The organism is Marinibacterium sp. SX1 (assembly GCF_050389775.1).
GTDB lineage: Bacteria > Pseudomonadota > Alphaproteobacteria > Rhodobacterales > Rhodobacteraceae > Marinibacterium.
Genome location: NZ_CP177144.1, coordinates 937,995 through 964,256, shown reverse-complemented (window position 1 = coordinate 964,256; position 26,262 = coordinate 937,995). Strand labels below are relative to the sequence as shown.

The 26,262-nt window shown below is 65.1% G+C and carries 25 protein-coding genes and 1 pseudogene; 17 read left to right on the top strand and 9 right to left on the bottom strand.

From position 1 onward, the window contains the following. Positions 1–350: 350 nt before the first annotated feature. The 6 genes from ACK3BB_RS04450 to urtA form a co-directional block, all read right to left on the bottom strand. Positions 351–920 carry an outer membrane protein gene (locus ACK3BB_RS04450; RefSeq protein WP_428927527.1) on the bottom strand — a complete coding sequence of 190 codons (570 nt, stop codon included), beginning with the start codon at positions 918–920 and terminating at the stop codon, positions 351–353. A 473-nt stretch (positions 921–1,393) separates the two neighbouring features. Continuing rightward, positions 1,394–2,089, bottom strand: coding sequence for an urea ABC transporter ATP-binding subunit UrtE (gene urtE, locus ACK3BB_RS04445; RefSeq protein WP_428927526.1), 696 nt, complete (start codon positions 2,087–2,089; stop codon positions 1,394–1,396). A 15-nt stretch (positions 2,090–2,104) separates the two neighbouring features. Then, a complete protein-coding gene (urtD, locus tag ACK3BB_RS04440) occupies positions 2,105–2,851 on the bottom strand; it encodes an urea ABC transporter ATP-binding protein UrtD (protein ID WP_428927525.1) in 747 nt (248 codons plus the stop codon). Then, positions 2,848–4,074, bottom strand: coding sequence for an urea ABC transporter permease subunit UrtC (urtC, locus tag ACK3BB_RS04435; protein ID WP_428927524.1), 1,227 nt, complete (start codon positions 4,072–4,074; stop codon positions 2,848–2,850). The genes urtD and urtC overlap by 4 nt, the downstream gene beginning before the upstream one ends. 127 nt (positions 4,075–4,201) lie before the next feature. After that, entirely contained in the window at positions 4,202–6,145 is a 1,944-nt protein-coding gene (gene urtB / locus ACK3BB_RS04430; protein ID WP_428927523.1) for an urea ABC transporter permease subunit UrtB, read from the bottom strand. Positions 6,146–6,245: 100 nt separating this feature from the next. After that, a complete protein-coding gene (gene urtA / locus ACK3BB_RS04425) occupies positions 6,246–7,523 on the bottom strand; it encodes an urea ABC transporter substrate-binding protein (RefSeq protein ID WP_428927522.1) in 1,278 nt (425 codons plus the stop codon). A 543-nt stretch (positions 7,524–8,066) separates the two neighbouring features. On the opposite strand from urtA, the gene ACK3BB_RS04420 reads away from it, so the two are divergent. The 12 genes from ACK3BB_RS04420 to ACK3BB_RS04365 all read left to right on the top strand — a co-directional run bounded on the left by ACK3BB_RS04420 (position 8,067) and on the right by ACK3BB_RS04365 (position 20,198). After that, positions 8,067–9,092 (top strand): LacI family DNA-binding transcriptional regulator, encoded by a 1,026-nt coding sequence (locus ACK3BB_RS04420; protein WP_428927521.1) that lies wholly within the window; start codon positions 8,067–8,069, stop codon positions 9,090–9,092. Positions 9,093–9,221: 129 nt separating this feature from the next. Then, a complete protein-coding gene (locus tag ACK3BB_RS04415; protein WP_428927520.1) occupies positions 9,222–10,523 on the top strand; it encodes an ABC transporter substrate-binding protein in 1,302 nt (433 codons plus the stop codon). 112 nt (positions 10,524–10,635) lie between these two features. Then, positions 10,636–11,502, top strand: a complete 867-nt coding sequence (locus ACK3BB_RS04410; protein ID WP_428927519.1) for a carbohydrate ABC transporter permease — start codon at positions 10,636–10,638, stop codon at positions 11,500–11,502. A gap of 73 nt (positions 11,503–11,575) precedes the next feature. Continuing rightward, positions 11,576–12,406: a carbohydrate ABC transporter permease gene (locus ACK3BB_RS04405; protein ID WP_428927518.1), complete on the top strand. Its 831-nt coding sequence runs from the start codon at positions 11,576–11,578 to the stop codon at positions 12,404–12,406. 12 nt (positions 12,407–12,418) lie between these two features. Beyond that, the gene (locus tag ACK3BB_RS04400; RefSeq protein ID WP_428927517.1) at positions 12,419–13,423 is read left to right on the top strand and encodes an ABC transporter ATP-binding protein; all 1,005 of its coding nucleotides are present in this window, start codon (positions 12,419–12,421) and stop codon (positions 13,421–13,423) included. Next, the gene (locus ACK3BB_RS04395; RefSeq protein WP_428927516.1) at positions 13,420–14,193 is read left to right on the top strand and encodes an L-iditol 2-dehydrogenase; all 774 of its coding nucleotides are present in this window, start codon (positions 13,420–13,422) and stop codon (positions 14,191–14,193) included. The genes ACK3BB_RS04400 and ACK3BB_RS04395 overlap by 4 nt, the downstream gene beginning before the upstream one ends. A gap of 12 nt (positions 14,194–14,205) precedes the next feature. After that, the gene (locus tag ACK3BB_RS04390) at positions 14,206–15,678 is read left to right on the top strand and encodes a mannitol dehydrogenase family protein (protein ID WP_428927515.1); all 1,473 of its coding nucleotides are present in this window, start codon (positions 14,206–14,208) and stop codon (positions 15,676–15,678) included. Between the two features lie 476 nt (positions 15,679–16,154). Continuing rightward, positions 16,155–17,018 (top strand): hypothetical protein, encoded by an 864-nt coding sequence (locus ACK3BB_RS04385; RefSeq protein ID WP_428927514.1) that lies wholly within the window; start codon positions 16,155–16,157, stop codon positions 17,016–17,018. Between the two features lie 274 nt (positions 17,019–17,292). Then, complete coding sequence (locus ACK3BB_RS04380) at positions 17,293–18,732, top strand: plasmid recombination protein (protein ID WP_428927513.1); 1,440 nt, start codon at positions 17,293–17,295, stop codon at positions 18,730–18,732. Next, on the top strand, positions 18,729–19,097 hold the full coding sequence (locus ACK3BB_RS04375; RefSeq protein WP_428927512.1) for a hypothetical protein: 369 nt from the start codon (positions 18,729–18,731) through the stop codon (positions 19,095–19,097). Before ACK3BB_RS04380 ends, ACK3BB_RS04375 begins: the two co-directional genes overlap by 4 nt. A gap of 106 nt (positions 19,098–19,203) precedes the next feature. Beyond that, positions 19,204–19,692: a DUF6634 family protein gene (locus tag ACK3BB_RS04370; protein ID WP_428927511.1), complete on the top strand. Its 489-nt coding sequence runs from the start codon at positions 19,204–19,206 to the stop codon at positions 19,690–19,692. A gap of 113 nt (positions 19,693–19,805) precedes the next feature. Next, positions 19,806–20,198: a hypothetical protein gene (locus tag ACK3BB_RS04365; protein WP_428927510.1), complete on the top strand. Its 393-nt coding sequence runs from the start codon at positions 19,806–19,808 to the stop codon at positions 20,196–20,198. A gap of 102 nt (positions 20,199–20,300) precedes the next feature. Here ACK3BB_RS04365 and ACK3BB_RS04360 read toward each other — a convergent pair. After that, positions 20,301–20,715: pseudogene (locus tag ACK3BB_RS04360) on the bottom strand (IS5 family transposase); the annotation flags it as partial. A gap of 58 nt (positions 20,716–20,773) precedes the next feature. Here ACK3BB_RS04360 and ACK3BB_RS04355 point away from each other — a divergent pair. Further along, positions 20,774–21,013, top strand: a complete 240-nt coding sequence (locus tag ACK3BB_RS04355) for a hypothetical protein (RefSeq protein WP_428927509.1) — start codon at positions 20,774–20,776, stop codon at positions 21,011–21,013. Here ACK3BB_RS04355 and ACK3BB_RS04350 read toward each other — a convergent pair. Further along, positions 20,964–21,863 carry a LysR substrate-binding domain-containing protein gene (locus ACK3BB_RS04350; protein ID WP_428927508.1) on the bottom strand — a complete coding sequence of 300 codons (900 nt, stop codon included), beginning with the start codon at positions 21,861–21,863 and terminating at the stop codon, positions 20,964–20,966. The two genes, ACK3BB_RS04355 and ACK3BB_RS04350, sit on opposite strands and share 50 nt — an antisense overlap. Positions 21,864–21,968: 105 nt before the next feature. Here ACK3BB_RS04350 and ACK3BB_RS04345 point away from each other — a divergent pair, with 105 nt between their 5' ends. Genes ACK3BB_RS04345 through ACK3BB_RS04330 form a run of 4 tightly spaced genes read left to right on the top strand, consistent with a single transcriptional unit; the run spans position 21,969 to position 25,733 of the window. Then, positions 21,969–22,964, top strand: coding sequence for a zinc-binding alcohol dehydrogenase family protein (locus ACK3BB_RS04345; RefSeq protein WP_428927507.1), 996 nt, complete (start codon positions 21,969–21,971; stop codon positions 22,962–22,964). A 21-nt stretch (positions 22,965–22,985) separates the two neighbouring features. Next, positions 22,986–23,945, top strand: a complete 960-nt coding sequence (locus ACK3BB_RS04340) for an LLM class oxidoreductase (RefSeq protein WP_428927506.1) — start codon at positions 22,986–22,988, stop codon at positions 23,943–23,945. An 11-nt stretch (positions 23,946–23,956) separates the two neighbouring features. Next, positions 23,957–24,736 carry an SDR family NAD(P)-dependent oxidoreductase gene (locus ACK3BB_RS04335; RefSeq protein WP_428927505.1) on the top strand — a complete coding sequence of 260 codons (780 nt, stop codon included), beginning with the start codon at positions 23,957–23,959 and terminating at the stop codon, positions 24,734–24,736. A gap of 10 nt (positions 24,737–24,746) precedes the next feature. After that, a complete protein-coding gene (locus ACK3BB_RS04330; RefSeq protein ID WP_428927504.1) occupies positions 24,747–25,733 on the top strand; it encodes a zinc-dependent alcohol dehydrogenase family protein in 987 nt (328 codons plus the stop codon). A gap of 33 nt (positions 25,734–25,766) precedes the next feature. Here the strand turns inward: ACK3BB_RS04330 and ACK3BB_RS04325 are convergent, their stop codons facing one another. Further along, positions 25,767–26,258: a hypothetical protein gene (locus ACK3BB_RS04325; RefSeq protein WP_428927503.1), complete on the bottom strand. Its 492-nt coding sequence runs from the start codon at positions 26,256–26,258 to the stop codon at positions 25,767–25,769. Positions 26,259–26,262 lie beyond the last annotated feature (4 nt).

Sequence of the window (26,262 nt, the reverse complement as noted above, 5' to 3'; positions counted from 1 at the left end):
TTCATTTCGGCACAATTTTTCCCGAATCGAAGACCATTTCTGTCGCACAAGGCACAGTCGGGGCGCGCGGGTTTCGGGCCCTTTTGGCCTGTCAAATGGCTGGTGATCGGGGGGAACGCGGGCCCGGATGGGCCGGTATTCGTACATTTCCGTGATCCGGAAATGCCGAAATCCCGACGCCGGACACCGGCAATCGGGCAGGGAAATTTATTCGCATACAAACAATTCCGGCGTCGTTTGGTCCTTTCTGGGGCGCATCAAATAGGCTGCCTGGAAAGGACCGGACCGGAAGCGGGCGGGGCCAGCCGGACCGCTGGCTGCCCCCACCCTGATCTTGGACGTCCTGCCGGTCAGAACCGGTAGGACGCGCGGACGTGAAGCGTGTTGAAGGTCACGTCGTTGCCGTCGCCACCGAAGTCGAGGAACTGGTGCCACATGTATTCGCCACCGACGACCCAGTTCTCGTTGATCGCGTATTCATAGCCCAGACCGGCGATGACACCCGGGTCATCGAAATCGATGTCGGTCACGCCGGACAGGCCGTCGAAGTTGGTGTAGGCGACACCGACGCTGATGAAGCCCAGCGCGTTGCCAAAGTCGCGGCCGGCGCGGGCCTTGACCCGGGCGATGCCGTCGAACGAGCCCGAGCCGGTGGCCTCGTTGAAGCTGATGTCCGAGAAGTCGTATTGCACTTCGACACCGGCGACCCAGTCACCGTAGTCGTACAGATACCCGCCCATGATACCGCCGATCACGCCGTCGGCGTCGAAATTGCCCGGGTTGGCGACGCTGGACAGATCGAACTCGCCGTAGGAATAGCCGACCTGGCCACCGGCATACCAGCCGGTCCAGTCGCCGGCCATGGCAGCCGAAGAGAAGGTTGCCGCAATGATGGCGGAGCTGAGGAGGATGCGTTTCATTGGAAACTCCCAGTTGGAAACCGAAACTTGCGGGCCGATGCTCACAGCTCGGCCGCTTCTCGGTTAACTATGTCGAATGCGGTCCGGTTCCGTCGAATATTTTTGAGCCCGCCGCCGGTTGAACACGAAACCGCAATGACAGGGCCCCGCCGGGCCATGCCACCGCCTGACGCGAACGGGCGTCAGGCCGGCGCCGCCGCCCCCTGCCCCGGGCCGTCGTCCGGCCCCGTTCGCGGCCGCCCCATGCCCCGCAAGGCGTTCATAAAGGTTAATATTTCACCCGCGGCGCGGGAATTGCCGCCGCCCGGCTCACCGGATCACCCGCGGCCGCAGGCCGTCATCCGGGCGCATTTGCCCGCCGGCTGTCCCGGCCCGCACCGGGCCTGGCCTGTCACATTGCATCGGCGTCTTATTGCCGACATGCGCGAAGCGACGCCCATGTCATGCCCGCAAACCACGCGCTGGCCGGCGGATCAGACCGAAACGGCCTCCAGCATCGCCGCCCGCCCGACCTCGTCCTTGGCCCCGCTCAGGACCACAGATCCCCGGCGCAGGGCATAGAATTCATCGGCCAGCCCATAGGCGAAATCGAAATATTGCTCGACCAGCAGGATGGCCATGCCGCCCTGGTCGCGCAGGTATTCGATGACCCGGCCGATCTGCTGGATGATGTTGGGCTGGATGCCCTCGGTCGGCTCGTCCAGCAGCAGCAGTTTCGGCTTGATGATCAGCGCCCGGCCGATGGCCAGCTGCTGCTGTTGCCCGCCCGACAGGTCGCCGCCCCGCCGGTTCTGCATCTCCTTGAGGACCGGGAACAATTCATAGATCTGCTCGGGCACGACATGCTGATCCGCCGGCAGGCAGCCAAAGCCGCTTTCCAGGTTCTCCCGCACGGTCATCAGCGGGAAGATCTCGCGCCCCTGGGGCACATAGGCGATGCCTTTACGGGCCAGCACATGGCTGGGCACGACGCCCAGTGTCTCGCCATCCAGCGCCACCGACCCGCCCGAGCGCGGGTGCACTCCGGCAATGGCCTTCAGCAGCGATGTCTTGCCCACGCCATTGGTCCCCATCAGGCAGGTGATCTGCCCCGCCGCGGCTTGCAGGCTCACGTCGTAAAGGATCTGGCTCTGCCCGTAATGAAGCGTCAGGTTCTTTACATCGAGCATCACGGCTCTCCCCGCTCAGCGCCCAAGGTAGACATCGATCACCTCCTGGTTGGAGGTCACGTGATCCAGGCTGCCCTCGGCCAGCACCGAGCCTTCGTGCAGCACCGTCACCTTGCAATTGAGTTTCCGCACGAAATCCATGTCATGCTCGACAACAACGACGGCCCGCGTCTTCGCCGCTTCCTTGAGGATCTCGGTGGTATGGTCCCGCTCCTCGGGGCTCATCCCCGCCGCCGGCTCGTCCACCAGCAGCAATTGCGGATCCTGCGCCAGCAACATGCCGATCTCCAGCCATTGCTTCTGGCCATGGCTCAGCTCGCCGCTGGTCCGGCCCAGCTGGTCGGCCAGCCCGATCTCTTCGGCCAGCGCCCGGATGCGGTCGGTATCCCCGCCGGTGCGCTTGTAGAACAGCACGCCCCAGGGCTTGCGGTCGTTCTTCAGCGCCATGGCCAGGTTGTCCTCGACACTCTGGTCCTCGAAGACCGTCGGCCGCTGGAACTTGCGCCCCACCCCGGCCTGGGCAATGTCGCTTTCCCGCATCGACAGCAGCGACACAGACTTGTCGCCCCACAGCACGCGGCCCTCGTCGGGGCGCGTCTTGCCGGTGACAATGTCCATGAAGGTCGTCTTGCCCGCGCCATTCGGCCCGATGATCGCCCGCAGCTCGGCCTTGCCGATCTGGAAGCTCAGGTTGTTGATCGCCTTGAACCCGTCAAAGCTGACCGACACGCCCGAGACCTCAAGCAGGGTCTGTTCACTCATTGCTCGACCTCCCGCTTCGATCCCTTGTCGGGCCCGTAATCCGCGCCATGGCGGTCATCGACCTTGGGCCGTGCGACCAGGTCCACCAGCCCGCCCAGCCCTTTCGGCGCCAGAAGCGTCACCAGGACAAAGCCCAGGCCCAGCAGCACCAGCCACCATTCCGTCCATTCGATCGTGTAGAAGCCCAGGTTGATATTGGGCGCCGCGCCCCCGGTGAACCAGCTCGACAGCAGCGACACCACAAAGGCCCCCATCACCGCCCCGTAAAGCCGCCCACGCCCGCCGATGGCCACCCAGACCGCCAGGTAGATCGACGCGATGGGCGCGATTTCAGCCGGGTTGATGATCCCCGCCTGCGGATAATACAGCGCACCCGCAATGCCGCAGATCACCGCCGTCAGGGTGAAGACAAACAGCTTGTAGCCCTCGACCGAATAGCCCAGGAACCGCACCCGCGCCTCGTCGTCGCGAATGCCCCGGATCACGTTGCCGAACTTGCCCGACACGACAAAGGCCCCGACGATGTAGGTCAGCGCCAGCGCCACGGCACTGGCCCAGAAGAACCACAGCGACACCACGTCCTGCCCGCGCCCTTCGATCCCCGGAATGTTCTGCAACCCCGACAGCCCGTTGTTCCCGCGCAGCCCGCTGTCGTTCTGGAACAGGTACAGCGACAGGGCCAGCGTCATCGCCTGGGTCAGGATCGACAGGTACACCCCCGTCACCCGGCTGCGGAAGGCCAGCCAGCCAAAGACCAGCGCCAGCACCCCCGGCACCAGCACGACAAACAGCAGCTGCATCGGCAGCGACCCGGCAAAATGCCAGATCGCCGGGAATTCACTTCCCCCCACCACGCCAAAGATCTGGGTGGCAATCGCATCCGAAATCTCGCCAGCCGTCGGCGGCAGCTCGGCCTGCGCCAGCGACCCGGCGACAATCGCCTCGGTCCGCGCATACATCAGCCACATGCCGATCATGTAGCCGCCCAGCCCGAAGAACGCGAAATGCCCCAGGCTCAGGATGCCGGTGTAGCCCCAGACGATATCCATCGCCACGGCCGCCATCGCCAGGCACAGCGTCTTGCCCAGGGTCTTGACGAACGACGTCGAAATCCACCCCGCCCCCGCCGCCTCGGACCCGAAGGTCACCAGCAGCGCAAACAGCGCCAGGATCACCAGGAACACCACCACCGACGGGTTCTGCCTGAATACCGATTGTCTCATGCACCCCTCCGCCCGGCCCGCGCCGACGCCCTGTCTTCTTCTTGGCCCAAGTACCCTCGGGGGAGTCCGCCCCCGGCGGACGGGGGCAGCGCCCCCCCAAGCATGGTTCCGTCGCAACGCCCCATCATCATGCCTCCGCCGCCCGACCCTTGAGCGCGATGATCCCGCGCGGCCGGAACTGGATGAAGATGATGATGAAGACGATCATGTAGGTCTGCGCCGCCAGCGTGTTGGACGGGTTGAACCATTCGATCCCCTTTTGCAGGAAGCCGATCATCGTCGCGCCCAGCAGCGTACCCCAGATGTTCCCCACGCCGCCGACCACGACCGTCATGAAGCTCTGCACGATATAGGCCTGCCCCATCTCGGACGTCACCTGCGCGTAAAGCCCGATCGCCACCCCGGCGATCCCGGCAATGCCCGAGCCCAGCCCGAAGGTCAGCATGTTGATCCGGTCCGGGTTGATCCCCATCGAGGACGCCATGCGCGGGTTCTGCGTCACCGCGCGCACCTCCAGACCCAGCCGCGTCCGGTTCAGGATCAGCAGCAGCAGCACCAGGAAGATCAGCGCCAGCACGAAGATCGCGATGCGGATATAGCTGATCCCCACCACGTCATTCAGCACCCAGGCCCCATCGAGCCAGCCCGGCGCCGTCAGCGGCCGCGCCTGCGTGCCGAATATGTTCTTGGCGATCTGCTGCAACGCGATGGAAATGCCGAATGTCGCCAGCAGCGTCTCCAGCGGGCGCGAATAAAGATGCCGGATCACCAGCCGCTCCATCGCCACCCCGGCGGCAAAGGTCACCGCAAAGGCCATCGGGATCGCCACCAGGATCGACACCGTGTTGTTCGGAATGATCTGCTGCAGCACATATCCCGTGTAGGCGCCCATCATGATGAACTCGCCATGGGCCATGTTGATCACCCGCATCACGCCAAAGGTGATCGCCAGGCCGATGGCCGCCAGGAAATAGATCGACGCCAGCGACAGCCCGTCCAGCGCCAGGTCAAAGACCTGGTTGGCCCCCACCCGGGCCGAGATCGAGGCCAGCGCGTTGCGCGCGGCCCGCGTCACCTCGGCGTCGGGCTCGGTATAGACGGCGACGAAATCGGCATCGCCCACGATGCTGTCGTGGGTCGCCCCGGGGGTCCAGGCTGGCACATCGGCCATGGCCGCCAGTTGGACATAGGCCGCGTCGCGCGCCTCCTGCGTGTCCAGCTCGGCCACCGGCACGCCGGCCACCGCCCCGTCGGTGATATTGGCCACCAGCGCGGCCTTGCGCGTGGCGGCATCGGGGATCGGCTGGGCCAGGCCCGCGTCGATCATCATGTCATAGGCCGCCTCGACGCTCAGCTCAGGCGAGCCGGGCGTGATCGGGCCGGCCACGTTGGCGCCGTCGGGCACCGCATCGGCCAGCATCGGCCGGGTGTTCAGCAGCGGGTTCAGCGCCGCGCGCGTCTCCAGCGAGATCGAAGTCGACAGGTCGCCGATCGCCTCGACCCGCGCCGCCGTGTCGGTGCCGAAGGCCGCGGTCAGCAGACGTTCCAGCTCGATCTTGCGGGCCTTGATCACCAGGTCGGGCTCGTCGTCGATCGAGGCGCGCAGCGGCGCCAGGTGGCTCGGCTCGGCATCGCGCTGGATCGCCGCCAGCGCGTCCATCCGCCGGTCGGGATCGGGATCGCCCAGCTGGAACTGCACCAGCGCCGCGGCAATCACCCCGCGCACACCCGAATTCGGCCTCAGCTGCGACAGCTCGCTCTTGGTCTTCTCGGCCACGACCTCGCCGGTCGAAATGTCGATCAGCGCATAGGTGTCGCCATCGATCTCGACGAAATGAAACAGCGCGGTCTCGTCATCCTGCCAGACGTCGCGCGCCTCCCAGCGTTCCAGGAATAGCTGCACCTCGGGCAGGTCGGTGGCAATGATGTCGGCCAGCACGGGTTCGATCGTCCGGCGCGAGGCCTTCTCGATATCGGGCCGGTGCTGCTGAAGCACGTCCTGCAGGGTCTGCGCCGCGGCAGGCAGCGCGGCAAGAAGCAGGAACAGGCCGGTGACCAGGGTTCTGAGCATGAGGCAAGGCGTCCCGGGATGACGGGGAGGGAGGTATCGAGGGTCTTGGGTGGGGACGAGGCGAGCATGCCGCCTCGTCCCCCGATCTTCCGAGCGGGGCTCAGTAGTTCGATTTCAGCTGCACGCAGCTTTCGGTGTCGGTGTTGTACATGCCGCAGCCCAGTTCCTTCCAATCCGACTTCAGCACGGCCGATTCCGGCAGGAAATCGGTCCAGGCGTCGCCCGGCACTTCTTCGGTCTGGCTGATGATGTCGAACTGGCCGTCCTCGGTGATCTCGCCGATCAGCACGGGCTTGGACAGGTGGTGGTTCGGCAGCATGGTCGCGGTGCCGCCGGTCAGGTTCGGCACTTCCATGCCGATGATCGCGTCGGACACGGCGTCGACCTCGGTGGTGCCGGCCTCCTCGACGGCCTTGGCCCAGAGTTCAAAGCCGATGACGGTGGCTTCCATCGGGTCGTTGGTCACGCGCTCTTCGCCCATCCGCTCTTTCCAGGCGGCGACAAATGCGTCGTTCTCTTCCGATTCAGCCGACTGGAAGTAGTTCCAGGCCGCCAGGTGACCGACCAGGTTGGTCGTGTCCAGGCCCGACAGTTCCTCTTCGCCGACCGAGAAGGCCACGACGGGAATGTCGTCGGCCGAGATGCCGGCCGCGGCGAGTTCCTTGTAGAAGCCGATGTTGGCGTCGCCGTTGATCGTCGAGATCACGCCGACCTTCTTGCCGTCGGCGCCAAGCGCCACGACATCAGCCACGATCTTGGACCAGTCGGAATGGCCGAAGGGCGTGTAGTTGACAAAGATGTCCTCGGCCGGGATGCCCTTGTCCTGCAGGTAGGCTTCGAGGATGTTGTTGGTCGTGCGCGGGTAGACATAGTCAGTGCCCAGCAGCGCGAATTTCTCGACGCCCAGCTCGTCCAGGAAGTAATCCGTCGCCGGAATCGCCTGCTGGTTGGGGGCCGCGCCGGTGTAGAACACGTTTTTCGACGATTCCTCGCCTTCGTATTGCACCGGGTAGAACAGCAGGCCGTTCAATTCCTCGATCACCGGCAGCACCGATTTCCGCGACACCGAGGTCCAGCAGCCGAACATCACGTCGACTTCCTGCACGGTCAGCAGCTCGCGGGCCTTTTCGGCAAAGAGCGGCCAGTCGGACGCCGGGTCGACGACAACGGCTTCCAGCTGTTTGCCCAGCAGGCCGCCCTTGGCGTTCTGTTCGTCGATCATCATCAGGACGGTGTCCTTCAGCGTCGTCTCGGAAATGGCCATGGTGCCGGACAGCGAGTGCAGCACACCGACCTTGATGGTGTCTTCCTGTGCCAGGGCCGGAACGGCGGCGCCGGCCACGGCGGCACCCAGAAGGGTCTTTTTGAGAAGAGTCATCTGTTCCTCCGCGCGGGAGAGATCACACGACGAAGGGGTCGCGCCAATGCTGGCCCGTTGATCCCCGCAGACATGGTCCCCCGCAACTTATCGTTGCTGTTGTTGCATGACGTACCGCCTGGGTTGGCGTTCGGGCGGTCATCACGCGCCCCGTGGCTTGCGGCATCCCCGCCCGCATCGAGACGACCCGACGAAACCCGCGAAGCCCCGTTCCGCTCAATCAATGAGCGAGGCACAGGCCCCAAACCCCTTGCATCTGCCCCGTTTTTGGGCAAATCAGCGTGCCGATGCCCGATTTTCGGACATTGTAACAAGTTTTCCCTGCGGTCACCGCATGGCTTGGCGATCCGGCATACCGCCCCCGCGGCCGGGGTCGGCAAGACGGTTTGGCCCTGCTGCCGGGGTCGGCAAGACGATTTGGACATCTGGACCATTGATTTTTGCCGCGCGGCAATAAACGGTAAAGTCCACCGAAAGAAACCGACCGGGGCGCCGCAGGGGCGCGGGCCGCCCCGGGCCTGCGAGTGACCGAGACTGACGCGAATGAAAGAAACCAAGATCCGCAACATGGAAGAATTCGCCGCCGTCAGCGGCATCTCGCGCCCCACGGTTTCGAAGTATTTCAACGACCCGGCCAGCGTGCGGTCCTCGACCCGCGAGCGCATCGAAAAGGCGCTGTCGGAATACGATTACCGGCCGAACATCTTTGCGATGAACCAGAACCGCAAGCTGACCAAGAATGTCGGCATCGTGGTGCCCTACCTGGCCGATCCCTTCTTTGCCGAGATCGCCCGCAACGTCGAAAAACGCTGTATTGCCGCGGGGTTCCGCCCGACGCTCTTTTCGGCCCACGGCGAACCCGAGCTGGAAATCGAAATCCTCGACACCCTGCGCTCGATGAAACCCGCCGGGGTGCTGCTGGCGCCGCTGGGCCGGGCCTCGGATGTCGGCGCGGTGGAAAAGTTCTGTGCCGACGTGCCCACCGTTCTCTTCGACAGCTCGATGCCCGATCTCGGGCTGGCCTTCGTCGGGTCCGACAATCCGCAATTCGCCCGGCTGGCCGTCGAATACCTCTGCCGTACCGGCGAGCCGCCCTGTTTCTTCGAGATGAAGACGCCGGCCAACCCCAATGCCAACCGCCGGCGCCAGGGCTACCTGGCCGCGATGGAGGCGCTGGGGCACGAGCCGGTGATCTTCAAGGCCGAGGGCACCGGGTGGGATTTCGAGGATATCGGCTATCGCGAGGGACTGCGCGCCCTGTCGGAAAACCGCTTTCCGACCAACACGGTCCTGTGCAGCAACGACCGCCTGGCCATCGGTTTCCTGGTCGCCTGCTACGAGCTGGGCCTGCGCGTCGGCCATGGGCCGGACTGCGACATCCGCGTGGCCGGCCAGGACGACCACCCCTTTGCCCGGTTCACCTGCCCGCCCCTGACCACCGTGGCCCAGGATTACGAATCGGTCTCGCGCTCGGCCGTCGACATCCTGTTCAAATCGATCGAAGGCGGCCGCGTCGAACGCCAGACCCTGCTGTTCGAAGGCAAGCTGGTCATGCGCGATTCGGCCTGATCGGGGCCCGGCCGGGGTCTAACCCGGCCCCGGACAACAAAAGTTAACGCGCGTAAAATTATGATTGACGGCGCGCTATGTTCTTGGCTACCGTCCTGCACGTCACATCCAAAACTGAGGGAGGACCGGATGTACCTGAAGAACGCACTTCGTGCGGCGACGGCGCTTGGCCTGATTGCAGGCACCGCCGTGCAGGCAGACACCATCACAATCGCAACCGTGAACAACGGCGACATGATCCGCATGCAGGGTCTGACCGAAGATTTCACGGCCAAGACCGGCCATGAGGTCGAATGGGTCACTCTGGAAGAGAACGTCCTGCGCCAGCGGGTCACGACCGACATCACCACCAAGGGCGGTCAGTTCGACATCATGACCATCGGCATGTACGAAACGCCGATCTGGGGTCAGAACGGCTGGCTGGTGCCGCTGGACGACCTGGGCGCGGATTACGACGTCGATGACATCCTGCCGGCAATGCGCGGCGGCCTGTCCCACGACGGCACGCTCTATGCCGCGCCGTTCTACGGCGAAAGCTCGATGATCATGTACCGCACCGACCTGATGGAAGCGGCCGGGCTCGAGATGCCCGAGGCGCCGACATGGGAATTCGTGGCCGAAGCGGCCCGGGCGATGACGGACAAGGACAACGAGATCTACGGCATCTGCCTGCGCGGCAAGGCCGGCTGGGGCGAGAACATGGCCTTCCTGACGGCCACGGCCAACGCCTTTGGCGCGCGCTGGTTCGACGAGAACTGGCAGGCCCAGTTCGACAGCCCGGAATGGAAGGAGGCGCTGACCTTCTACCTCGACCTGATGAACGAGGCCGGCCCTCCGGGCGCGTCGTCCAACGGGTTCAACGAGAACCTGTCGCTGTTCCAGCAGGGCAAGTGCGGCATGTGGATCGATGCCACCGTGGCCGCGTCCTTCGTGACCAACCCCGATGATTCCTCGGTGGCCGACAAGGTCGGCTTTGCGCTGGCCCCCGACACCGGCAAGGGCAAGCGCGGCAACTGGCTGTGGGCCTGGGCGCTTGGCATCCCGGCCGGCACCGACAATGTCGATGCCGCCCGCGAGTTCATCGAATGGGCCACGTCCAAGGACTACATCGAGATGGTCGCCGAGAAGGAAGGCTGGGCCAACGTGCCCCCGGGCGCGCGCCAGTCGCTCTATGACAACCCGTCCTACCAGGAAGTGCCTTTTGCCGACATGACGCTCAAGTCCATCCTGTCGGCCGACCCGCTCAACCCGACGGTCGACCCGGTGCCCTATGTCGGCGTCCAGTTCGTCGCGATCCCGGAATTCGCGGGCTTCGCCACCGAGGTCGGGCAGGAGTTCTCTGCCGCACTGGCCGGTCAGCAGACCGCCGATGAGGCCCTCGAGAAGGCCCAGGCGCTGACGACCGACGCCATGGAAGCCGCGGGCTACTAAGTCCTCCTCCCTGTTCGGGGGGCGCTTCGGCGCCCCTCGGGCACGTCAGATCCCCCAAAGATCCCCCCCTCGGACCGCGGCCCCGTTGCCCGCCAGCAGAGGATATTCCCCCATGGCCACCCAGCACTCCCGCTCCGCCGCCCGGCTGATGATGGCGCCCGCCGTTGTCCTGCTGCTCGGCTGGATGCTCGTGCCGCTCATCATGACGCTCTACTTCTCGTTCCGGAAATACCTGCCCCTGCGCGGCGGTGACCTGGGCTGGGTGGGCTTCGACAATTACGTGCGCTTCATTACGTCGAGCGCCTTCTGGCCGGCCGTCCAGGCCACGCTGATGATCGTGGGCGGTGTCCTGCTGATCACCGTGGTGCTGGGCGTCGTGCTGGCCCTGCTGCTGGACCAGCCGATGTGGGGCCAGGGCATCGTGCGCATCCTGGTCATCGCGCCCTTCTTCGTCATGCCCACGGTTTCGGCCCTGGTCTGGAAGAACATGTTCATGGACCCCGTGAACGGCTTGCTGGCCCACCTGTGGAAATTCTTCGGAGCCGAGCCGGTTGCCTGGCTGTCCGAAGCCTCGCTGCCGTCGATCATCATGATCGTCAGCTGGCAATGGCTGCCCTTCGCCACGCTGATCCTGCTGACGGCCATCCAGTCGCTCGACAGCGAACAGCTGGAAGCGGCGGAAATGGACGGGGCGCCGGCGCTGAAACGGTTCTGGTTCATCATCCTGCCGCACCTCAGCCGGGCGATCACCGTCGTCGTGCTGATCCAGACGATCTTCCTGCTGTCGATCTTTGCCGAGATCTTCGTGACCACCCAGGGGTCCTTTGGCACCCGGACGCTGACCTACCTGATCTTCCAGCGCGTGCTGGAAAGCCAGAACATCGGGCTGGGCTCGGCCGGCGGGGTCTATGCGATCATCCTGGCCAACATCGTGGCGCTCTTCCTGATGCGCATCGTCGGAAAGAACCTCGATGCCTGAGCACACCCCCATCCACGCAGTACGCCCCAGAAAATTCGCCGAATTTTCTCGGCCCCAGCGGAGAGCTTGAGCCATGGCCCGTGCCGTCACACCGCAACGCAAGGTCATCAACACCGCCCTGGCCTGGGGCCTGGGTCTGCTGATCTTCTTCCCGATCCTCTGGACGATCCTGACCAGCTTCAAGACCGAGGCCCAGGCCATCGCCGATCCGCCGCTGTTCCTGAACTTCGACTGGACGCTGGAAAACTATGCCATCGTGCAGGAACGCTCGGACTACATGCGCTTCCTGTGGAACTCGGTCATCATCGCCGGCGGCTCGACCCTGCTGGGCATCATCATCGCCGTGCCCGCGGCCTGGTCGATGGCCTTCGTGCCCGGCCGCTGGACCAAGGACATCCTGCTGTGGATGCTGTCCACCAAGATGCTTCCGGCGGTCGGCGTGCTCTATCCGATCTACCTGATCTTCATCAAGCTGGGGCTGCTCGACAGCCGGGGCGGGCTGGTCGTGGTGCTGATGCTCATCAACCTGCCGATCATCGTCTGGATGCTGTACACCTACTTCAAGGAAATCCCCGGCGAGATCCTCGAAGCCGCCCGCATGGACGGGGCCGGCCTGCGCGAGGAACTGCTCTATGTCCTCACGCCCATGGCCATCCCCGGCATCGCCTCGACCGTGTTGCTCAACATCATCCTGGCCTGGAACGAAGCCTTCTGGACGCTGAACCTGACCGCGGCCAAGGCCGCCCCGCTGACGGCCTTCATCGCCAGCTATTCCAGCCCCGAGGGCCTGTTCTACGCCAAGCTCAGCGCGGCATCGACCATGGCCATCGCCCCGATCCTCATCCTTGGCTGGTTCAGCCAGAAACAGCTTGTCCGTGGCCTGACCTTCGGCGCCGTCAAATAAGGAAACCACACCATGGGACGCATCGTACTCGACAAGGTGACCAAGAGCTTCGGCGACGTGCAGGTCATCCCGCCTCTGGATCTGACCATCGAGGACGGCGAATTCACCGTCTTCGTCGGGCCCTCGGGCTGCGGCAAATCCACCCTCTTGCGCCTGATCGCCGGGCTTGAGGATGTCTCGACCGGCCAGATCCGCATCGACCGCCAGGACGCCACCATGGTGCCGCCCGCCAAGCGCGGCCTGGCCATGGTCTTCCAGTCCTACGCGCTTTATCCGCACATGTCGGTGCGCAAGAACATCGCCTTCCCCCTGCGCATGGCCAAGCTGGACCAGGCCGAGATCGACCGCCGGGTGAACGGCGCGGCCGAGGTGCTGAACCTGACCGATTACCTCGGCCGCCGGCCCGGCCAGCTGTCGGGCGGCCAGCGCCAGCGCGTGGCCATCGGGCGGGCCATCGTGCGCGAACCGGCGGCCTTCCTCTTCGACGAGCCGCTGTCCAACCTCGACGCCGCCCTGCGCGTGGGCATGCGGCTGGAAATCTCGGAACTGCACGAACGCCTCAAGACCACGATGATCTACGTGACCCACGACCAGGTCGAGGCCATGACCATGGCCGACAAGATCGTCGTGCTGCGGGCCGGCAACATCGAACAGGTGGGCAGCCCGCTGGAGCTCTACCGCGAACCGCGCAACCTGTTTGTCGCCGGCTTCATCGGCTCGCCCAAGATGAACTTCATCGAAGGCCCCGAGGCCGCCAAGCTGGGCGCCCAGACCATCGGCATCCGGCCCGAACACATCGCCGTGTCGGAAACCGAAGGCCCCTGGTCCGGCGTGGTCAGCGTGTCGGAACACCTGGGCTCGGACACCTATTTCCACGTCCATGACACCGGCCTGGCCGAAACCATCACCGTGCGCGCCGATGGCGAGGTCGGCTTTCGCCATGGCGACCGCATCCACCTGACCCCGCGCATGGATGTCATGCACCGGTTCGACGCCCAAGGACTGCGCATCGCATGACCCGACTTGCCGGAAAAACCGCCCTGATCACCGGGGCCGCCCGGGGCATCGGCCTGGCCTTTGCCAAGGCCTACGTGGCCGAAGGCGCCCGCGTGGCCATCGGCGACATCGACATCACCCGGGCCCGGGCCGCCGCGGCCGAACTGGGCGATGCGGCGATTGCCGTGGAAATGGACGTCACCCGCCAGGACAGCATCGACGCGGCTGTGGCCGCAACCGTCGACCAGCTGGGCCGGATCGACATCCTGATCAACAATGCCGCGATCTTCACCGCCGCGCCCATCGTCGAGATCGAGCGGGCCGATTTCGCCCGGACCTTCGACATCAACGTGGCCGGGGCGCTGTTCACCATGCAGGCCGTGGCCCGCCACATGATCGCCCGGGGCGGCGGCGGCAAGATCATCAACATGGCCAGCCAGGCCGGCCGCCGGGGCGAACCGCTTGTCGCCGTCTATTGCGCAACCAAGGCGGCCATCATCAGCCTGACCCAATCGGCCGGGCTGAACCTGATCGAACACGGCATCAACGTGAATGCCATCGCCCCCGGTGTCGTCGACGGCGAACATTGGGACGGGGTCGATGCCTTCTTTGCGAAGTATGAAAACAAGGCCCCCGGCCAGAAGAAGACAGAAGTCGGCGCAGCCGTGCCCTACGGGCGCATGGGCACGGCTGACGACCTGACCGGCATGGCCGTCTTCCTGGCCAGCGCCGACGCCGATTACATTGTGGCCCAGTGCTACAATGTCGACGGCGGCCAGTGGATGAGCTGACGGAGACCCGGGATGCAATTGTCCAACGACACGCTGGCCCAGCTGCCCGACACGGTGGCCCGCCCGCGCTATGACCGCACGGCCCTGACCCCCGGCATCGTCCATATCGGGCTGGGCAATTTCCACCGCGCCCACCAGGCCTGGTACCTGCACCGGCTGATGCAGGACGGGCTGGCGCAGGACTGGGCCATCCTCGGCGCCGGGGTCCGGCCCTATGACAGCGCCATGCGCGACCGGCTGGTGGCCCAGGATTGCCTGACCACCCTGATCGAGCTCGACCCCGCCGGCACCTCGGCCGAGGTCACCGGCGCGATGATCGGCTACCTGCCCATCGAGGAAGGCAACGGCCCGCTGATCGCGGCCATGGCCGATCCGGCGATCCGCATCGTGGCCCTGACGGTGACCGAGGGCGGCTATTACCTTGACCCGGTGACCGGCGGGTTCGACGCTGGCCATCCCGACATCCAGCACGACGCGGCCCATCCCGACCGCCCGCGCACGGCCTTCGGCGCGATGATCGCCGCGCTCCGACTGCGCCGCGACGCCGGCCACGGGCCCTTCACCGGCCAATGCTGCGACAACCTGCAGGGCAACGGGGCGATCCTGCGCCAGACCGTGGTGTCGCTGGCCCGGCTGACCGACCGCGAGCTGGCCGACTGGATCGACGCCAATTGCTCCTTCCCCGATTCGATGGTCGATTGCATCGTGCCGGCCACCGGACCCAAGGAACTGGCCCTGGTTGCCGGGATCGGCATCGACGATGCCGCGCCCGTCACCCACGAGAACTTCCGCCAATGGGTGATCGAGGACAATTTCTGCGCCGGCCGCCCCGATTGGGACCGCGCCGGGGCCACCTTCACGTCCGACGTGCATGCCTACGAGACGATGAAGATCCGCATCCTCAACGCCGGGCACCAGGTGCTGGCCAATGCCGGAGAGCTGCTGTCGGTCGAGACGATTGCCGATTGCATGGCCCATCCGCTGGTGTCGTCGCTGTTCCGCAAGGTCGAACGCGAGGAAATCGCGCCCTATGTCGCCCCGGTGCCCGACATGCAGCCCGGCGATTACGTCGCCCTGATCGAGACGCGGTTTTCCAACCCGGCGATCCGCGACACCACCCGGCGCGTGGCCTTTGACGGCTCGTCGCGCCACACGGGCTTTGTCCTGCCGATCCTGCGCGATGCCCTGGCCGCCGACGGCCCGATTGCCGGGCTGGCCCTGGTCGAGGCGCTCTGGGCGCGCATGTGCGCCGGCCTGCGCGAGGATGGCACGGCGATCGAGGCGAACGACCCGTATTGGGCCGAACTGACCGAAGTCGCCCAGGCCGCCCGCGAACACCCGCAGGCCTGGCTGGACCAGTCGCACATCTACGGCGACCTGGCCCGCGATCCGCGATTCTCGCAGGCCTTTGCGCGCTGGCTTGGCCTGATCTGGGCCGAGGGCACCGAAGCCGCCCTGCGCAGCTATACCGGGGCCACCGACTGAGCCCCGGCTGTCGGGCCGGTCCCCTACCACGGGCCCGAATGACTGTTGAACCCGGCATGCGCGTCATGCCGGGTTTTTTCTTTTATTTCAGGGGATTCGCTGCACCAAAGCGCGCGGGGCGTATCGATTTGGCCACGCGCTGAAACCGCACCAAAGCGGCGACCGATCCGACCCGACAGGGACATCGGGCGGTTGATCAAGGCCGGGTGCCTTGCGTTGTATCGAGGAGACAGTGGTGAGCCGTGCAGGAGTCTGCGCGTTGTTGCAAATCAAGGGGTTACGCTGGCGAACCCCCACAACAGCCCCTTTGATTTCATTGACGAAATTCAGGGCCTGACGAACCGTCCGGACGCCCCCGGAGCCCCAAATGAAATTGCCGGGGGAGCTGGCACTCCACCCGACAACAAAGAAAGTCTTTCGACACGAAAAACCTACGCCCCCTCCGCCACTGGCGCAAGCCTCACGGAGGACCGGCCATGAGCTACGTCGTAGAGGCCCATTGCCATGAGCGCCGTTTCGGCAGTGCCGTCCGCAAGCAGATCATCATGTTCCTGGCCAACAAGGCCAGCGATGACGGCTCGGGCATCTGGTGTTCCAAGGGGTTCGTCCAGCGCCACACGGAGCTGAGCGAGACCAGCGTCAAGCGGACCATCTCTGAGTTCCTCCGCGAGGGCATCCTGGTCCAGACCGGGCAGCAACGGCCCTGCAAGAACGGCTTCACCGTCGTCTACCGGATCGACATGGATGTCGTGGCGCAGTTGGAGCTGATTGGGGCCCCGGCAAGGACCCCCACGCAGACGGGGTCCTCAGAGGACGGGGTGCGTCCTGACCCCGGTACCGGGTCCCCTGAGGACGGGGTACCGGGTCCTCAGGGGACCCCAAACAATCCTAAAACAACCCCTAAACCTCCTACGCGCGCGCAGGAGCCGGGGGAGGAGGATTTGGGGAAGATCTGGGAGGCCTATCCCAAGGATCGGCGACGAGACCGGCCGACTTCGCTCAGGCTGGCCCGGGATGCGCTGTCCGAGGTGACGGCAGCCGAGCTGTTGACGGCGGTGAAGACCTATGCCCTGCACTCGGCCGGGCACACCCGATCGAAGGTCAGCTTCTCGGACAACTGGTTCAGGCTGGGGAAATGGCGGCCCTTCGTCGAGGCGGCCAGGGCCGAGGCGCACAGGCCGAAAGAGATCGCCGAGAGGCAGCTCAGCGACGCCGCCGAAGCGATCCGCGAGCGGAAGGACTGGATGTATCGGCACCTGCCCGAGGACAGGGTTTTCCAGGCCGTGAAACGCGGGCTGATCACGCGGGAAGAGGCGCAGGCAGCGGGGTTCCTGCGATGACCAGACCCGGCATGATCCCGGCCCCCGGCTGGCCAACGAACGCCGCGCCGGTGCAGCCCGCGCTCCCGGGACACCCCGCAAAAGCCTGCCGACGCGCCACCCCCATGGCTGGCGGAGAAGGGCTTTTGCAGCCGCCATGGGCGGCATCGATCCGGGACGGATCGGCGGCGCAGCCGCATGGCTGGGTGCAGGGGCGCAGCGCCTTGCCCGACGTGTTGCTTGCCAACACAGTAGTCGGTCCATATTGCGTTTCCCGGGGAACGGAGGTCGCAGCATGAGCGGCCCCCAGTTCTTCCACCTCCAGAGCTTTTCGCGCAAGGCCAACCCCGCCGGCCAATCGGTCGAGCAGGTCCTGGCCGAAGCGGCCCGTGTCCCCCGGTTTTCCACCCACGTCCCCTCCCCTCGTTCGCCGCGCGTCGTCGCGGGTCTGCACCCGGCGCGGATCAAGGAGCGCCATGATGCGATGGTGGAGACTGGGCGGATTTCCGTGACACTGGCCGATGGCTCGACCAAGGAGCGCGGCATCCGCAAGGACCGACACACCCTGCTGACCTGCGTGGCCTCGCATCCGCTCCTGTCCAACCAGGTCGAGGCCGACGCGGAGGCCCGGCGGAAATACGAAACATGGGTCGAGTACAACCTCGCCCATTTCCAGCGGATGTTCGGCGACAAGCTGATGGGCGTGGTCGAGCACCTCGACGAAGAGCACCCGCATCTGCACGCCTTCGTCCTGCCGACGGATGATCCCACCTGCTCGGCCCGCGATCTGAACCCCGCCTGGGCCGCGAAGACAGAGGCGGAAGCCGCTGCCCGGGAGGCCGGTCACGACGCGAAGGCCGCGGTGAAACTCGGGAACAAGGCCTACAAGGCCCGGGCGCGAGAGATTCAGGACGAGTACCACCGCGAGGTCGGCATCGCAGCTGCCCTGACCCGGCTGGGTCCGAAGCGGGAAAGGCTGTCCCGGGCGGAGTGGCGCGCGCGCAAGGCGGCTGCGGAGCAGGATGCGCTGCTGCTGCGGGAGATGGAAGATCGCGTCTCGGCGCTGGCGATCCACGAGGAAGAGCTCTCGGCCACGGAGGAGGAAATCACCGCCCGGCTGGCGGAGCAGCTGGAACAGGCCGCCCTCCTGGACGCTGAGGCAGAGGCGAAGCGGCAGAGCGCATCGACCGAAATCGACGCCCTGCTCGAGGCGGCCCGTCGCGATCGGGAGGCGGCAGTGGCCAGGCTGGCCACTGCGGAGGCGGAGGCAAGAAGGCTGGAAAACCGTGCCCGGAAGAAGGCCGAGGAAGATACCGCCGTGGCCGACGCCTACCTCCGCGACACCAAGCACAAGGCCCGGCAGCTGCGGCTCGACGCCGAGCGCAAGATGGAAGAGGTCCACTCTCAGGCCGATTCCTATCGACGGGACGGGGTGCGCGAGGCCTGCGAGCTGGCCCGCAAGATGATGATCGGCGTGCTGACCGGTGAAGTCGTGCCGGCGCCAACGGGGGAAGGCTGGACCATCCACGATGAACGCCTGAAGCGTCGGGTCGGAGAGCTGGATATCGCGAGCTCCCTGGATCGCATCCTGCAGATCGTCTCCCGCTGCTGGGAGCTGATCAAGCGCCAACTGAAACCGGCTGCGGCCGAGGCTGAGTTGAGCGACCTGGTGGAGGATCAGCCCCCGGCCGGGCGCGATCCGCACCACCGGCCAGAGAAGGGGATCGAACCATGACCCGAGAGCTGGACGCCCGGATCAAGGAGCTTCGTGACAGACGAAACGATACGATCCGGAAGACGGAGGCAGAGCTGGCAGAGATGCAGGCTGAGCTCGAACGGCAGATGACGGCCTTCCGCAAGGAGGTGGCGGCTGAGGCAAATCGGATCGGGGGCGTCATGCAGGTTACCGGCCGGAGGTTCGTTGCGGCGGAAAGGCGGCAAGCGAAGCTCGAGGCAGACCTCGCCATCCTGGGCGAGGAAAGCGGCATCCTTCTGCGGAGACACAAGCGCCTTGGTCTGGGCATATTGCTGGGAAGTGTCCTGCTGGGCAGCACCTTCATATCCCTGGTGCTCTGGGGGGCGCCGCATTGGCCCTATTGATCGCCTCGGCGTTGACGGGATCAATCGTGATCCGTTTGTCCAGATCACGATGCTATGCGCCATCCTGGGTCGCGACCGGCTGCCATGGAACAAGGAGGCCTGAAGAATGCGATACATGAGCTGTGAGGACTTGTTGTCCGCTATCGAGCAGGCCGAGGCCGGGCCGAGCTCAGGTGACATCGAAGGCGCCCCGATGATCGACAACTGGTTCCTTGTCTGGCGCGACGGTGATGCCATCCGGGCCGACGGCGACGTGAGCGGCCACCCCGAGATTTCAGACCCATGGGTGACGACGTCTCCTGTGCTGGGCTTCCGGTACGATTTCGACCTCGGGACAGGCTGGTTGCGGACAATGTCGCGCTGGTATCGCCTTGGTCGGCTAAGGGCTGTGCCGGTTGCGTCACCTGATCCGCAGGCAACGCGGAGAGAAGCTCTTGATGCCGCGCAGGATCTGCTCACGCGACATCGGAAGGCTTGGCGCAACCAAATCGTGTCGGGCGGACGACCAGTGGCACCTGATTTGCCAGAGTCGAGTACGGCTCGGATCGATGGGCCGACTGAGCCTCTTGGCCCGGTCACAGGCCTCTTCATCTAGCGGGAGTCAGCCATGTCGGGAAACATTCGAAAGATCATGGGAAACGCCGTCTCAGACTAGAGGCGGCCCCTGTTCTACCTGTGTGGAAGAAGTGCGAACCTGGAGAGACACTTATGTCAGAGTTAGGTGGCAAATACCTTTTCGGAACTTGGCTGAGCGCCACCGAAATCGCCAATCTCGCGATCTGCGCCGACGTGTCGGAGCGGGGCGAAGCATGGACCGCGGAAGCTAAGGACGCCGTCTACAAGCTGCTCAAGCCCACGATATCACCGCACATCAGCTCGCGATCACGCGGCGGTGCCGGGCCCACGAGAAGCCTCGACCAAGCCTATCAGCTCCTCCTGCTCGACCTGGCCACCCATGGAATGGACGCACCCGCAGCCGTCATGCGGAGGCTCCTGACGATCTGGGCTCTGGAAACGTTTGGTCGCAGCACTGCGCTAGCAGGGTTGGATGACGGGCAGTTTCTCAATGCCGTACTCAAGGAACTCGGATTGTCACGCTAAGCTGGTCATATGGCACAGCTGCGGCGGGGTTCATACACGCGCCCCCAGGAGCGGCTTAACTCTTGGCCGCAAACGGTCAATAGGTCCCAGACTCGTTATGCCTCAAATCCAGAAGATGACAGTTGCGGCGGACAGATAGACTTGTGGGCACCTGTCGTAGCGGGTCGCAACGCGGCGCCAATCCTTAAGCTTGCCGAACATGATCTCAAGACGGTTGCGGCGCTTGTCGTATTCGGCGGGCTTGCCTCGGGACTTCCGGCCCGGGATGCAGGGCTTGGTTCCTTTTGTCCTGCGAGGCTTCCCGATACCAGTCGGAGTCATGGTCCCGATCGGCCAACAGCCATTCTGCACCGGGCAGGCTGCTCAGCAGGGCTGCCGCGCCGGTGTAGTCGCTCACCTGGAAGGCTGTCATAAAGAACTTGATTGGTTGGCCGTACGCGTCCGTGACGGCATGTAGCTTGGTGTTCATGTCACCCTTCGTTCGCCGAATCAGCCTGCCACGCCCCCCTTTTTCAACCGCGGGCTCGAACACCTAGTGGATCGCGTTGCCTCATGGATTCGGACCGAGGCAACCGATGGCTGCCTATTTCATGCCCGTGGGCTCCGACCCTACCAACCAGCCGCTTCGGCAGCTGTTGGAGGATCACAAACAGGAGGTCGCTCAGCGGACAGCGGATGCGACCGGGCTGGCAGGTCATGAGGTGACGCTGTTGCTGATCGTCGAGGAACTGACCCAGTCATGGCCCCTGCATGGTCGGGCCGCCATCACGGCAGCCAAGGCGCTGGTGTCAGCCGTGCCAGCAGAAAGTCCATGAACACTCGCACCTTAGGCGTCAAGACATTGGACCGGGGATAAATCAGCCACAGCACCGACGCATCTGCAAGCCGCCAGTCGGGCAACAGATGCACCAACCGTCCGGCGCGAATCTCGTGCGCAACGCTCCAGAGCGAGTTGATCGAGACCCCGCCGCCCGCCAGTGTTGCAATGCGCTGTGCCGTTCCGTCATCGAGGATCGTGCGGCAGGTCATGCGGGCCGGATCGAGCGTGAAGCGGCGGGTCCCGGCAAGCAGTTCGCGCGGGGCCGCATTGCCCCAGGACAGCATATCGTGGCCGTCCAGATCTTCTGGCGTCTTGGGCGTGCCGCGTCGTCCAAGATATTCTGGCGCGGCGCAAAGCACCCGCGTGTCGTCGCCAAGTTTGCGCCCCCGCAAGCTACTGTCCTGCAAAGGGGCGCTACGCAGGGCCAGGTCAAAGCTGCCTTCGATCAGATCCATGCGAGTGTCGGACAGCCGCAGATCCAGCGTGATGTCGGGGTATTCCACATGAAAAGCGGGCAAAAGCGACATGATGTGCAATTGGGCAAAGCTGCTCGGCGCGGCAAAGCGCAGCGTGCCCGTGGGGCGCTCCGCATTCAGGCCAAGGGCAGCGCGCGCGGCCTCTGACTGCGCAAGGATCTCGCGCGCGTAGGGCAGAAAGGCGGCCCCTTCCTGCGACAGCGACACCTTGCGCGTGGTGCGGTGCAGCAGCTCTGCGCCCAACTCATGTTCCAGCTTCGCCAACCGCGCGCTGGCCATGGCAGGCGCTAGGCCAAGGCTGCGCCCGGCAGCGCTGATGTTCAGCCGCTCTGCCGCCGCCACGAACAAACGCAGGGTCTCAATCTCCATGCTGATTATCCTGAAAACCGGAAAACTGAACTCCGATATGATCCGTTTTTTCTGAAATTCAAAGGTGCATCTCTGTCTTCAAGCAAGTTGCAAAGGACAATCGACATGAAAGCCATTGGATACACCCAGGCCGGCGCCGCCACTGTATTGACCGCGCAAGAGGCCGACCGCCCCGAGCTGCACCCGCGTGACCTTCTGGTCGAAGTCAGGGGGATCTCGGTCAACCCGGTCGACGTGAAGCTTCGTGCGAACCGGGCACCAGAAGGGCTTGGCATCCTTGGCTTCGACGCCGCAGGTGTGGTAGTCGAAACCGGACCAGAGGTGACGGGCTACAAGGTCGGCGACCAGGTTTTCTACGCCGGCGACGTCACCCGCCCCGGGACCAACGCCGAATTCCACGCGGTGGATGAACGCATCGTCGGGCGCAAACCGGCCTCGCTGGATTTCACCGAAGCCGCAGGCCTCCCGCTGACCGCAATCACGGCTTGGGAAATGCTGTTCAACAGCTTCCGCCTCTCCGAAGGCGCAGGCGGGGGCCAGAACCTGCTGGTCATCGGCGGCGCGGGTGGTGTCGGCTCGATCCTGATCCAGCTGGCCAAGCGGCTGACCGGGTTGACCGTGATCGCCACCGCCTCGCGCCCAGAGACGCAGGAGTGGGTGCGCCGGATGGGCGCGGATCACGTGATCGACCATCGCGGCGACATGGCCGCGCAATTGCGCGACCTGGCAGTGGTGCCGGACTACGTGTCCGCCCTGACCGCCACCGACCAACACTGGCCCGCCATCATCGAGCTGATCGCCCCGCGCGGCCACATTGCCCTGATCGACGACCCGCAGGGGCTCGACATCGCGCCCGCCAAGCCCAAGGCGCTGACTCTCAGCTGGGAGTTCATGTTCACCCGGTCGATGTTCGGCACCGATATGGAGGCGCAGCGCGATCTGCTGAACCGTGTGTCGGCGATGCTGGATGCGGGCGAGCTGATCTCTACCGTGACCGAACGCGCCGATGTGCTGACGGCCGAGACCCTCGCCGCCGCGCATGAACGGCAGGAAAGCGGGCGTGTGATCGGCAAGCAGGTGCTGCCGGGCCTGTCCGCCTAAACTTGGGGGAAGGAGCCAGACATGCGAGACCACTTGGACAGCTTTCCGCAAATCAACAGGGGCTACGACGGCACCTTTCAGGCCGGGCGGTTGAGCCTTGGTCTCGTGGTCCCGATCACCGCCTATCCGGATAGTCCGGTGCCAGACATGATTGGCCATCTGGCGCGGATCCAGCGGGCCGAGACGCTTGGTTTTCGTGCGGTCTGGCTACGAGATGTGCCGTTTGACGTGCCGAGCTTTGGCGATGCGGGTCAGCTCTATGACCCGTTTACATACCTTGGCTACCTTGCGGGACAGACCAGCGAAATCGCGCTTGGCGTGGCGTCCATCGTTCTGCCGCTGCGCCATCCCGCGCATGTGGCCAAGGCGGCGGCCTCGGTCGACCAGCTGTCCGGCGGGCGCCTGATCCTTGGCGTGGCCTCGGGGGATCGCCCGGAGGAGTATCCGGCCATGGCCGCCGATTTCGACCGGCGCGGCGCGGCGTTTCAGGCGGCGGTCGACTACATTCGGGCCATGGGCAGACCCGCGCCGCGCGCCGACACTGCCTTTGGGCGCATCGAAGGGGGCATGGACATGCTGCCCAAACCGCATGGCACGCGCTTGCCGCTGCTGGTCACCGGCTCCAGCGGCCAGTCGCCCGATTGGATCGCACAGAATGGCGACGGTTGGATGACGTATCCCCGCCCTGGCCAAGCGCAGAGTCGGGTGCTTCAGGACTGGCGGAACCGCCTGGAGGCGCTTGGGCAGCCCGGGAAACCCGTTTTGCAGCCGTTGTACGTCGACCTGTCGGACGATCCCGATGAGGGGGCCCACCACATCCACCTTGGGGTCCGGGCGGGGGCACGCTGGCTGACCGCCCATCTTGAGCAGCTTGAAGGGATCGGCGTGAACCATGTTGCCCTAAACCTGCGCTTCAACCGGGCGCCGATCGACGAAACGCTGGACCGTCTCGCGCGGGAGGTCCTGCCGCAGTTCTCCTGAAAGGATCACTCATGAAGACCATTCTGATAACCGGCGCGACGCAGGGCCTTGGCCTTGCCACCGCGCAGGCGCTGACCGAACAGGGTCACCGCCTGATCGTGCACGGGCGAGACGCGGCCAAGCTTTCGGTTGTGGCCGACGACCTGCGCCGCACAGGGGATGAGGTCTCGACCGAAGTCGCGGACCTGTCCGACCTCGCGCAGGTCGCGGGTTTGGCGAATCGCGTGGCGAAGGGCCATGCGCAGATCGACGCGCTGATCAACAACGCGGGCGTATTCAAGACCGGGCAACCGCGTGCAGGCGCATTCGACGTGCGCTTTGCGGTGAACACGCTGGCCTCGGCGCTGCTGGCGCAGAGACTCTTGCCGGTGATCCCGCAGGACGGGCGGATCATTCACCTGTCTTCAGCGGCACAGGCCTCGGTCGAGCCGCGTGCGCTTGCCGGCGACACGCCCCTGCAAGACATGGAGGCCTACGCCCAGAGCAAGCTGGCCATCACACTGTGGAACCAGGCCTTTGGCGACGCGCACCCGGAGGGGCCAGTGTCGCTGGCGGTCAACCCCGGCTCGCTTTTGGCGACGCGCATGGTGCGCGAAGGCTTTGGCACTTCCGGCAATGATCTGAACATCGGCGTCGACATCCTGACCCGCGCCGCGCTGTCGGCAGAATTCGCCGCAGCAACCGGGCGCTACTACGACAACGACGCACGACGGCTTGCCCCGCGCTACGACGCGGCCACCACGGCGCAGATCGCCGGCCAGATCGACGCGCTTCTCTCCCAAGTCAACTGAGGACATTCCCATGAAAACCATGACCCTGAACACCTACGGTCCCGACGCTGTCTTTACCGAAACCGAAACCCCGCGCCCCACAGCCGCCCCCGGCCACGTGATCGTCCGCATCAAGGCGACCAGCGTGAACACCATCGACACGATGATCAAGGATATGGGCACCGACCTCCCGCTTTCCCCCGCGTTGCCTGCCGTGCTCGGCATGGATTTCGCCGGGGTGATCGAAGAGGTCGGCGCCGATGTGACCGGCTTTGCCGTGGGTGACGAGGTTTACGGTTGCGCCGGTGGGCTGGCTGACCTGAAGGGCGCGCTGGCAGAATACATGCTGGCCGATGCTCGGCTGATCGCGAAGAAGCCGCAAAGCCTGTCGATGCGAGAGGCCGCCGCCCTGCCGCTGGTGGGCATCACCGCTTGGGAAGGGCTTCACCGGGCAGGCGTCACGGATGGCCAGTCCGTTCTGGTGCAGGGCGGCGCGGGCGGCGTCGGCCATTTGGCAGTGCAGATCGCCCGCCACCTTGGGGCATGGGTTTCTGCCACAGGCACCGGAGCCGGGCAGATGCACGTGATCGAGGGCTTCGGTGCGGCGGCCATCGACTTCAAGATCACACAAATCGACGACTACGTCGCTTCGCAGACCGGCGGAGCCGGCTTTGACGTGGTGTTCGATACCGTCGGCGGCGCGAACATGACCAATTCTTTTGCGGCGGCCGGGCTGAATGCGCATGTGGTCACAACCGTGGCGCTGTCGGAAATCGACCTAAGCCCCGCGCATTTCAAGGGCCTGTCTCTGCACATCGTCTTCATGCTGCTGCCGATGCTGCACAACGTGCGTCGCGCCGAGCATGGCGAGATCCTTGCCCAACTGGCCGCGTTGGTGGATGCGGGCGCGGTCAAGCCGCTGCTGGATGACCAACGGTTCACACTGAACCAGGTGGGCGAGGCCTACGCCCGACTGAAATGTGGCGCCGCCCTGGGCAAGGTGGTGATCGAGGTCTGAACGCCCCCGGCCCGCGCTCTACGGGACGGGCCGTCACCCCTGCGCCAACTGCGCCCGGTAGTGACCGAGGCGCGCATCGGCCATGCTGTCCACCACCATCACCACGCTCAGAAAAGCGGCGGCCGTGATAAACGACGCTCGCCAGAGCGGACCGTCGAAGAACACGATCCCCAGCGCCGCCGCTGCCACCATCAGGGGCATCACCTTGAAGACGGCGGTGGCATAGCCCGCGCGCGTCTGATCGATCCGGGCATGCTCTGACGTGACAAAGCTTTGCACGTGAGTTGCCGCTTCGGCAAAGCCCGACAGGCTGGACCACGTGCCAAACAGCAAGCCGCCCCCGAGGATCAGCAGCAACACGCCTGCCACGCCCATCGGCCAGACAAAGGAGCGGGCCATCTCGGTGCGGCACATGTGCCATAGGCTGAAGCAGTTGGCCAGAAAGGCTATCCCTATCAGGATGAAGGCGCTGTTTGAGAGCATCTCGGTCCGGGCCCAGTCGGTTGCAGTCTTGAGTGGGTTCATCGCG

What these genes read in the sequence shown, in the direction of transcription:
- ACK3BB_RS04330 (WP_428927504.1), top strand. Translation starts at nt 24,747, where the DNA reads ATGAAAACCATGACCCTGAACACCTACGGTCCCGACGCTGTCTTTACC.
- ACK3BB_RS04345 (WP_428927507.1), top strand. Translation starts at nt 21,969, where the DNA reads ATGAAAGCCATTGGATACACCCAGGCCGGCGCCGCCACTGTATTGACC.
- urtE (WP_428927526.1), bottom strand. Translation starts at nt 2,089, where the DNA reads ATGCTCGATGTAAAGAACCTGACGCTTCATTACGGGCAGAGCCAGATC.
- urtD (WP_428927525.1), bottom strand. Translation starts at nt 2,851, where the DNA reads ATGAGTGAACAGACCCTGCTTGAGGTCTCGGGCGTGTCGGTCAGCTTT.
- ACK3BB_RS04385 (WP_428927514.1), top strand. Translation starts at nt 16,155, where the DNA reads ATGAGCTACGTCGTAGAGGCCCATTGCCATGAGCGCCGTTTCGGCAGT.
- ACK3BB_RS04335 (WP_428927505.1), top strand. Translation starts at nt 23,957, where the DNA reads ATGAAGACCATTCTGATAACCGGCGCGACGCAGGGCCTTGGCCTTGCC.
- ACK3BB_RS04415 (WP_428927520.1), top strand. Translation starts at nt 9,222, where the DNA reads ATGTACCTGAAGAACGCACTTCGTGCGGCGACGGCGCTTGGCCTGATT.
- ACK3BB_RS04390 (WP_428927515.1), top strand. Translation starts at nt 14,206, where the DNA reads ATGCAATTGTCCAACGACACGCTGGCCCAGCTGCCCGACACGGTGGCC.
- ACK3BB_RS04420 (WP_428927521.1), top strand. Translation starts at nt 8,067, where the DNA reads ATGAAAGAAACCAAGATCCGCAACATGGAAGAATTCGCCGCCGTCAGC.
- ACK3BB_RS04410 (WP_428927519.1), top strand. Translation starts at nt 10,636, where the DNA reads ATGGCCACCCAGCACTCCCGCTCCGCCGCCCGGCTGATGATGGCGCCC.
- ACK3BB_RS04340 (WP_428927506.1), top strand. Translation starts at nt 22,986, where the DNA reads ATGCGAGACCACTTGGACAGCTTTCCGCAAATCAACAGGGGCTACGAC.
- ACK3BB_RS04350 (WP_428927508.1), bottom strand. Translation starts at nt 21,863, where the DNA reads ATGGAGATTGAGACCCTGCGTTTGTTCGTGGCGGCGGCAGAGCGGCTG.
- ACK3BB_RS04405 (WP_428927518.1), top strand. Translation starts at nt 11,576, where the DNA reads ATGGCCCGTGCCGTCACACCGCAACGCAAGGTCATCAACACCGCCCTG.
- ACK3BB_RS04370 (WP_428927511.1), top strand. Translation starts at nt 19,204, where the DNA reads ATGCGATACATGAGCTGTGAGGACTTGTTGTCCGCTATCGAGCAGGCC.
- ACK3BB_RS04395 (WP_428927516.1), top strand. Translation starts at nt 13,420, where the DNA reads ATGACCCGACTTGCCGGAAAAACCGCCCTGATCACCGGGGCCGCCCGG.
- ACK3BB_RS04400 (WP_428927517.1), top strand. Translation starts at nt 12,419, where the DNA reads ATGGGACGCATCGTACTCGACAAGGTGACCAAGAGCTTCGGCGACGTG.
- urtC (WP_428927524.1), bottom strand. Translation starts at nt 4,074, where the DNA reads ATGAGACAATCGGTATTCAGGCAGAACCCGTCGGTGGTGGTGTTCCTG.
- ACK3BB_RS04325 (WP_428927503.1), bottom strand. Translation starts at nt 26,258, where the DNA reads ATGAACCCACTCAAGACTGCAACCGACTGGGCCCGGACCGAGATGCTC.
- ACK3BB_RS04375 (WP_428927512.1), top strand. Translation starts at nt 18,729, where the DNA reads ATGACCCGAGAGCTGGACGCCCGGATCAAGGAGCTTCGTGACAGACGA.
- urtA (WP_428927522.1), bottom strand. Translation starts at nt 7,523, where the DNA reads ATGACTCTTCTCAAAAAGACCCTTCTGGGTGCCGCCGTGGCCGGCGCC.
- ACK3BB_RS04355 (WP_428927509.1), top strand. Translation starts at nt 20,774, where the DNA reads ATGGCTGCCTATTTCATGCCCGTGGGCTCCGACCCTACCAACCAGCCG.
- ACK3BB_RS04380 (WP_428927513.1), top strand. Translation starts at nt 17,293, where the DNA reads ATGAGCGGCCCCCAGTTCTTCCACCTCCAGAGCTTTTCGCGCAAGGCC.
- ACK3BB_RS04450 (WP_428927527.1), bottom strand. Translation starts at nt 920, where the DNA reads ATGAAACGCATCCTCCTCAGCTCCGCCATCATTGCGGCAACCTTCTCT.
- urtB (WP_428927523.1), bottom strand. Translation starts at nt 6,145, where the DNA reads ATGCTCAGAACCCTGGTCACCGGCCTGTTCCTGCTTCTTGCCGCGCTG.
- ACK3BB_RS04365 (WP_428927510.1), top strand. Translation starts at nt 19,806, where the DNA reads ATGTCAGAGTTAGGTGGCAAATACCTTTTCGGAACTTGGCTGAGCGCC.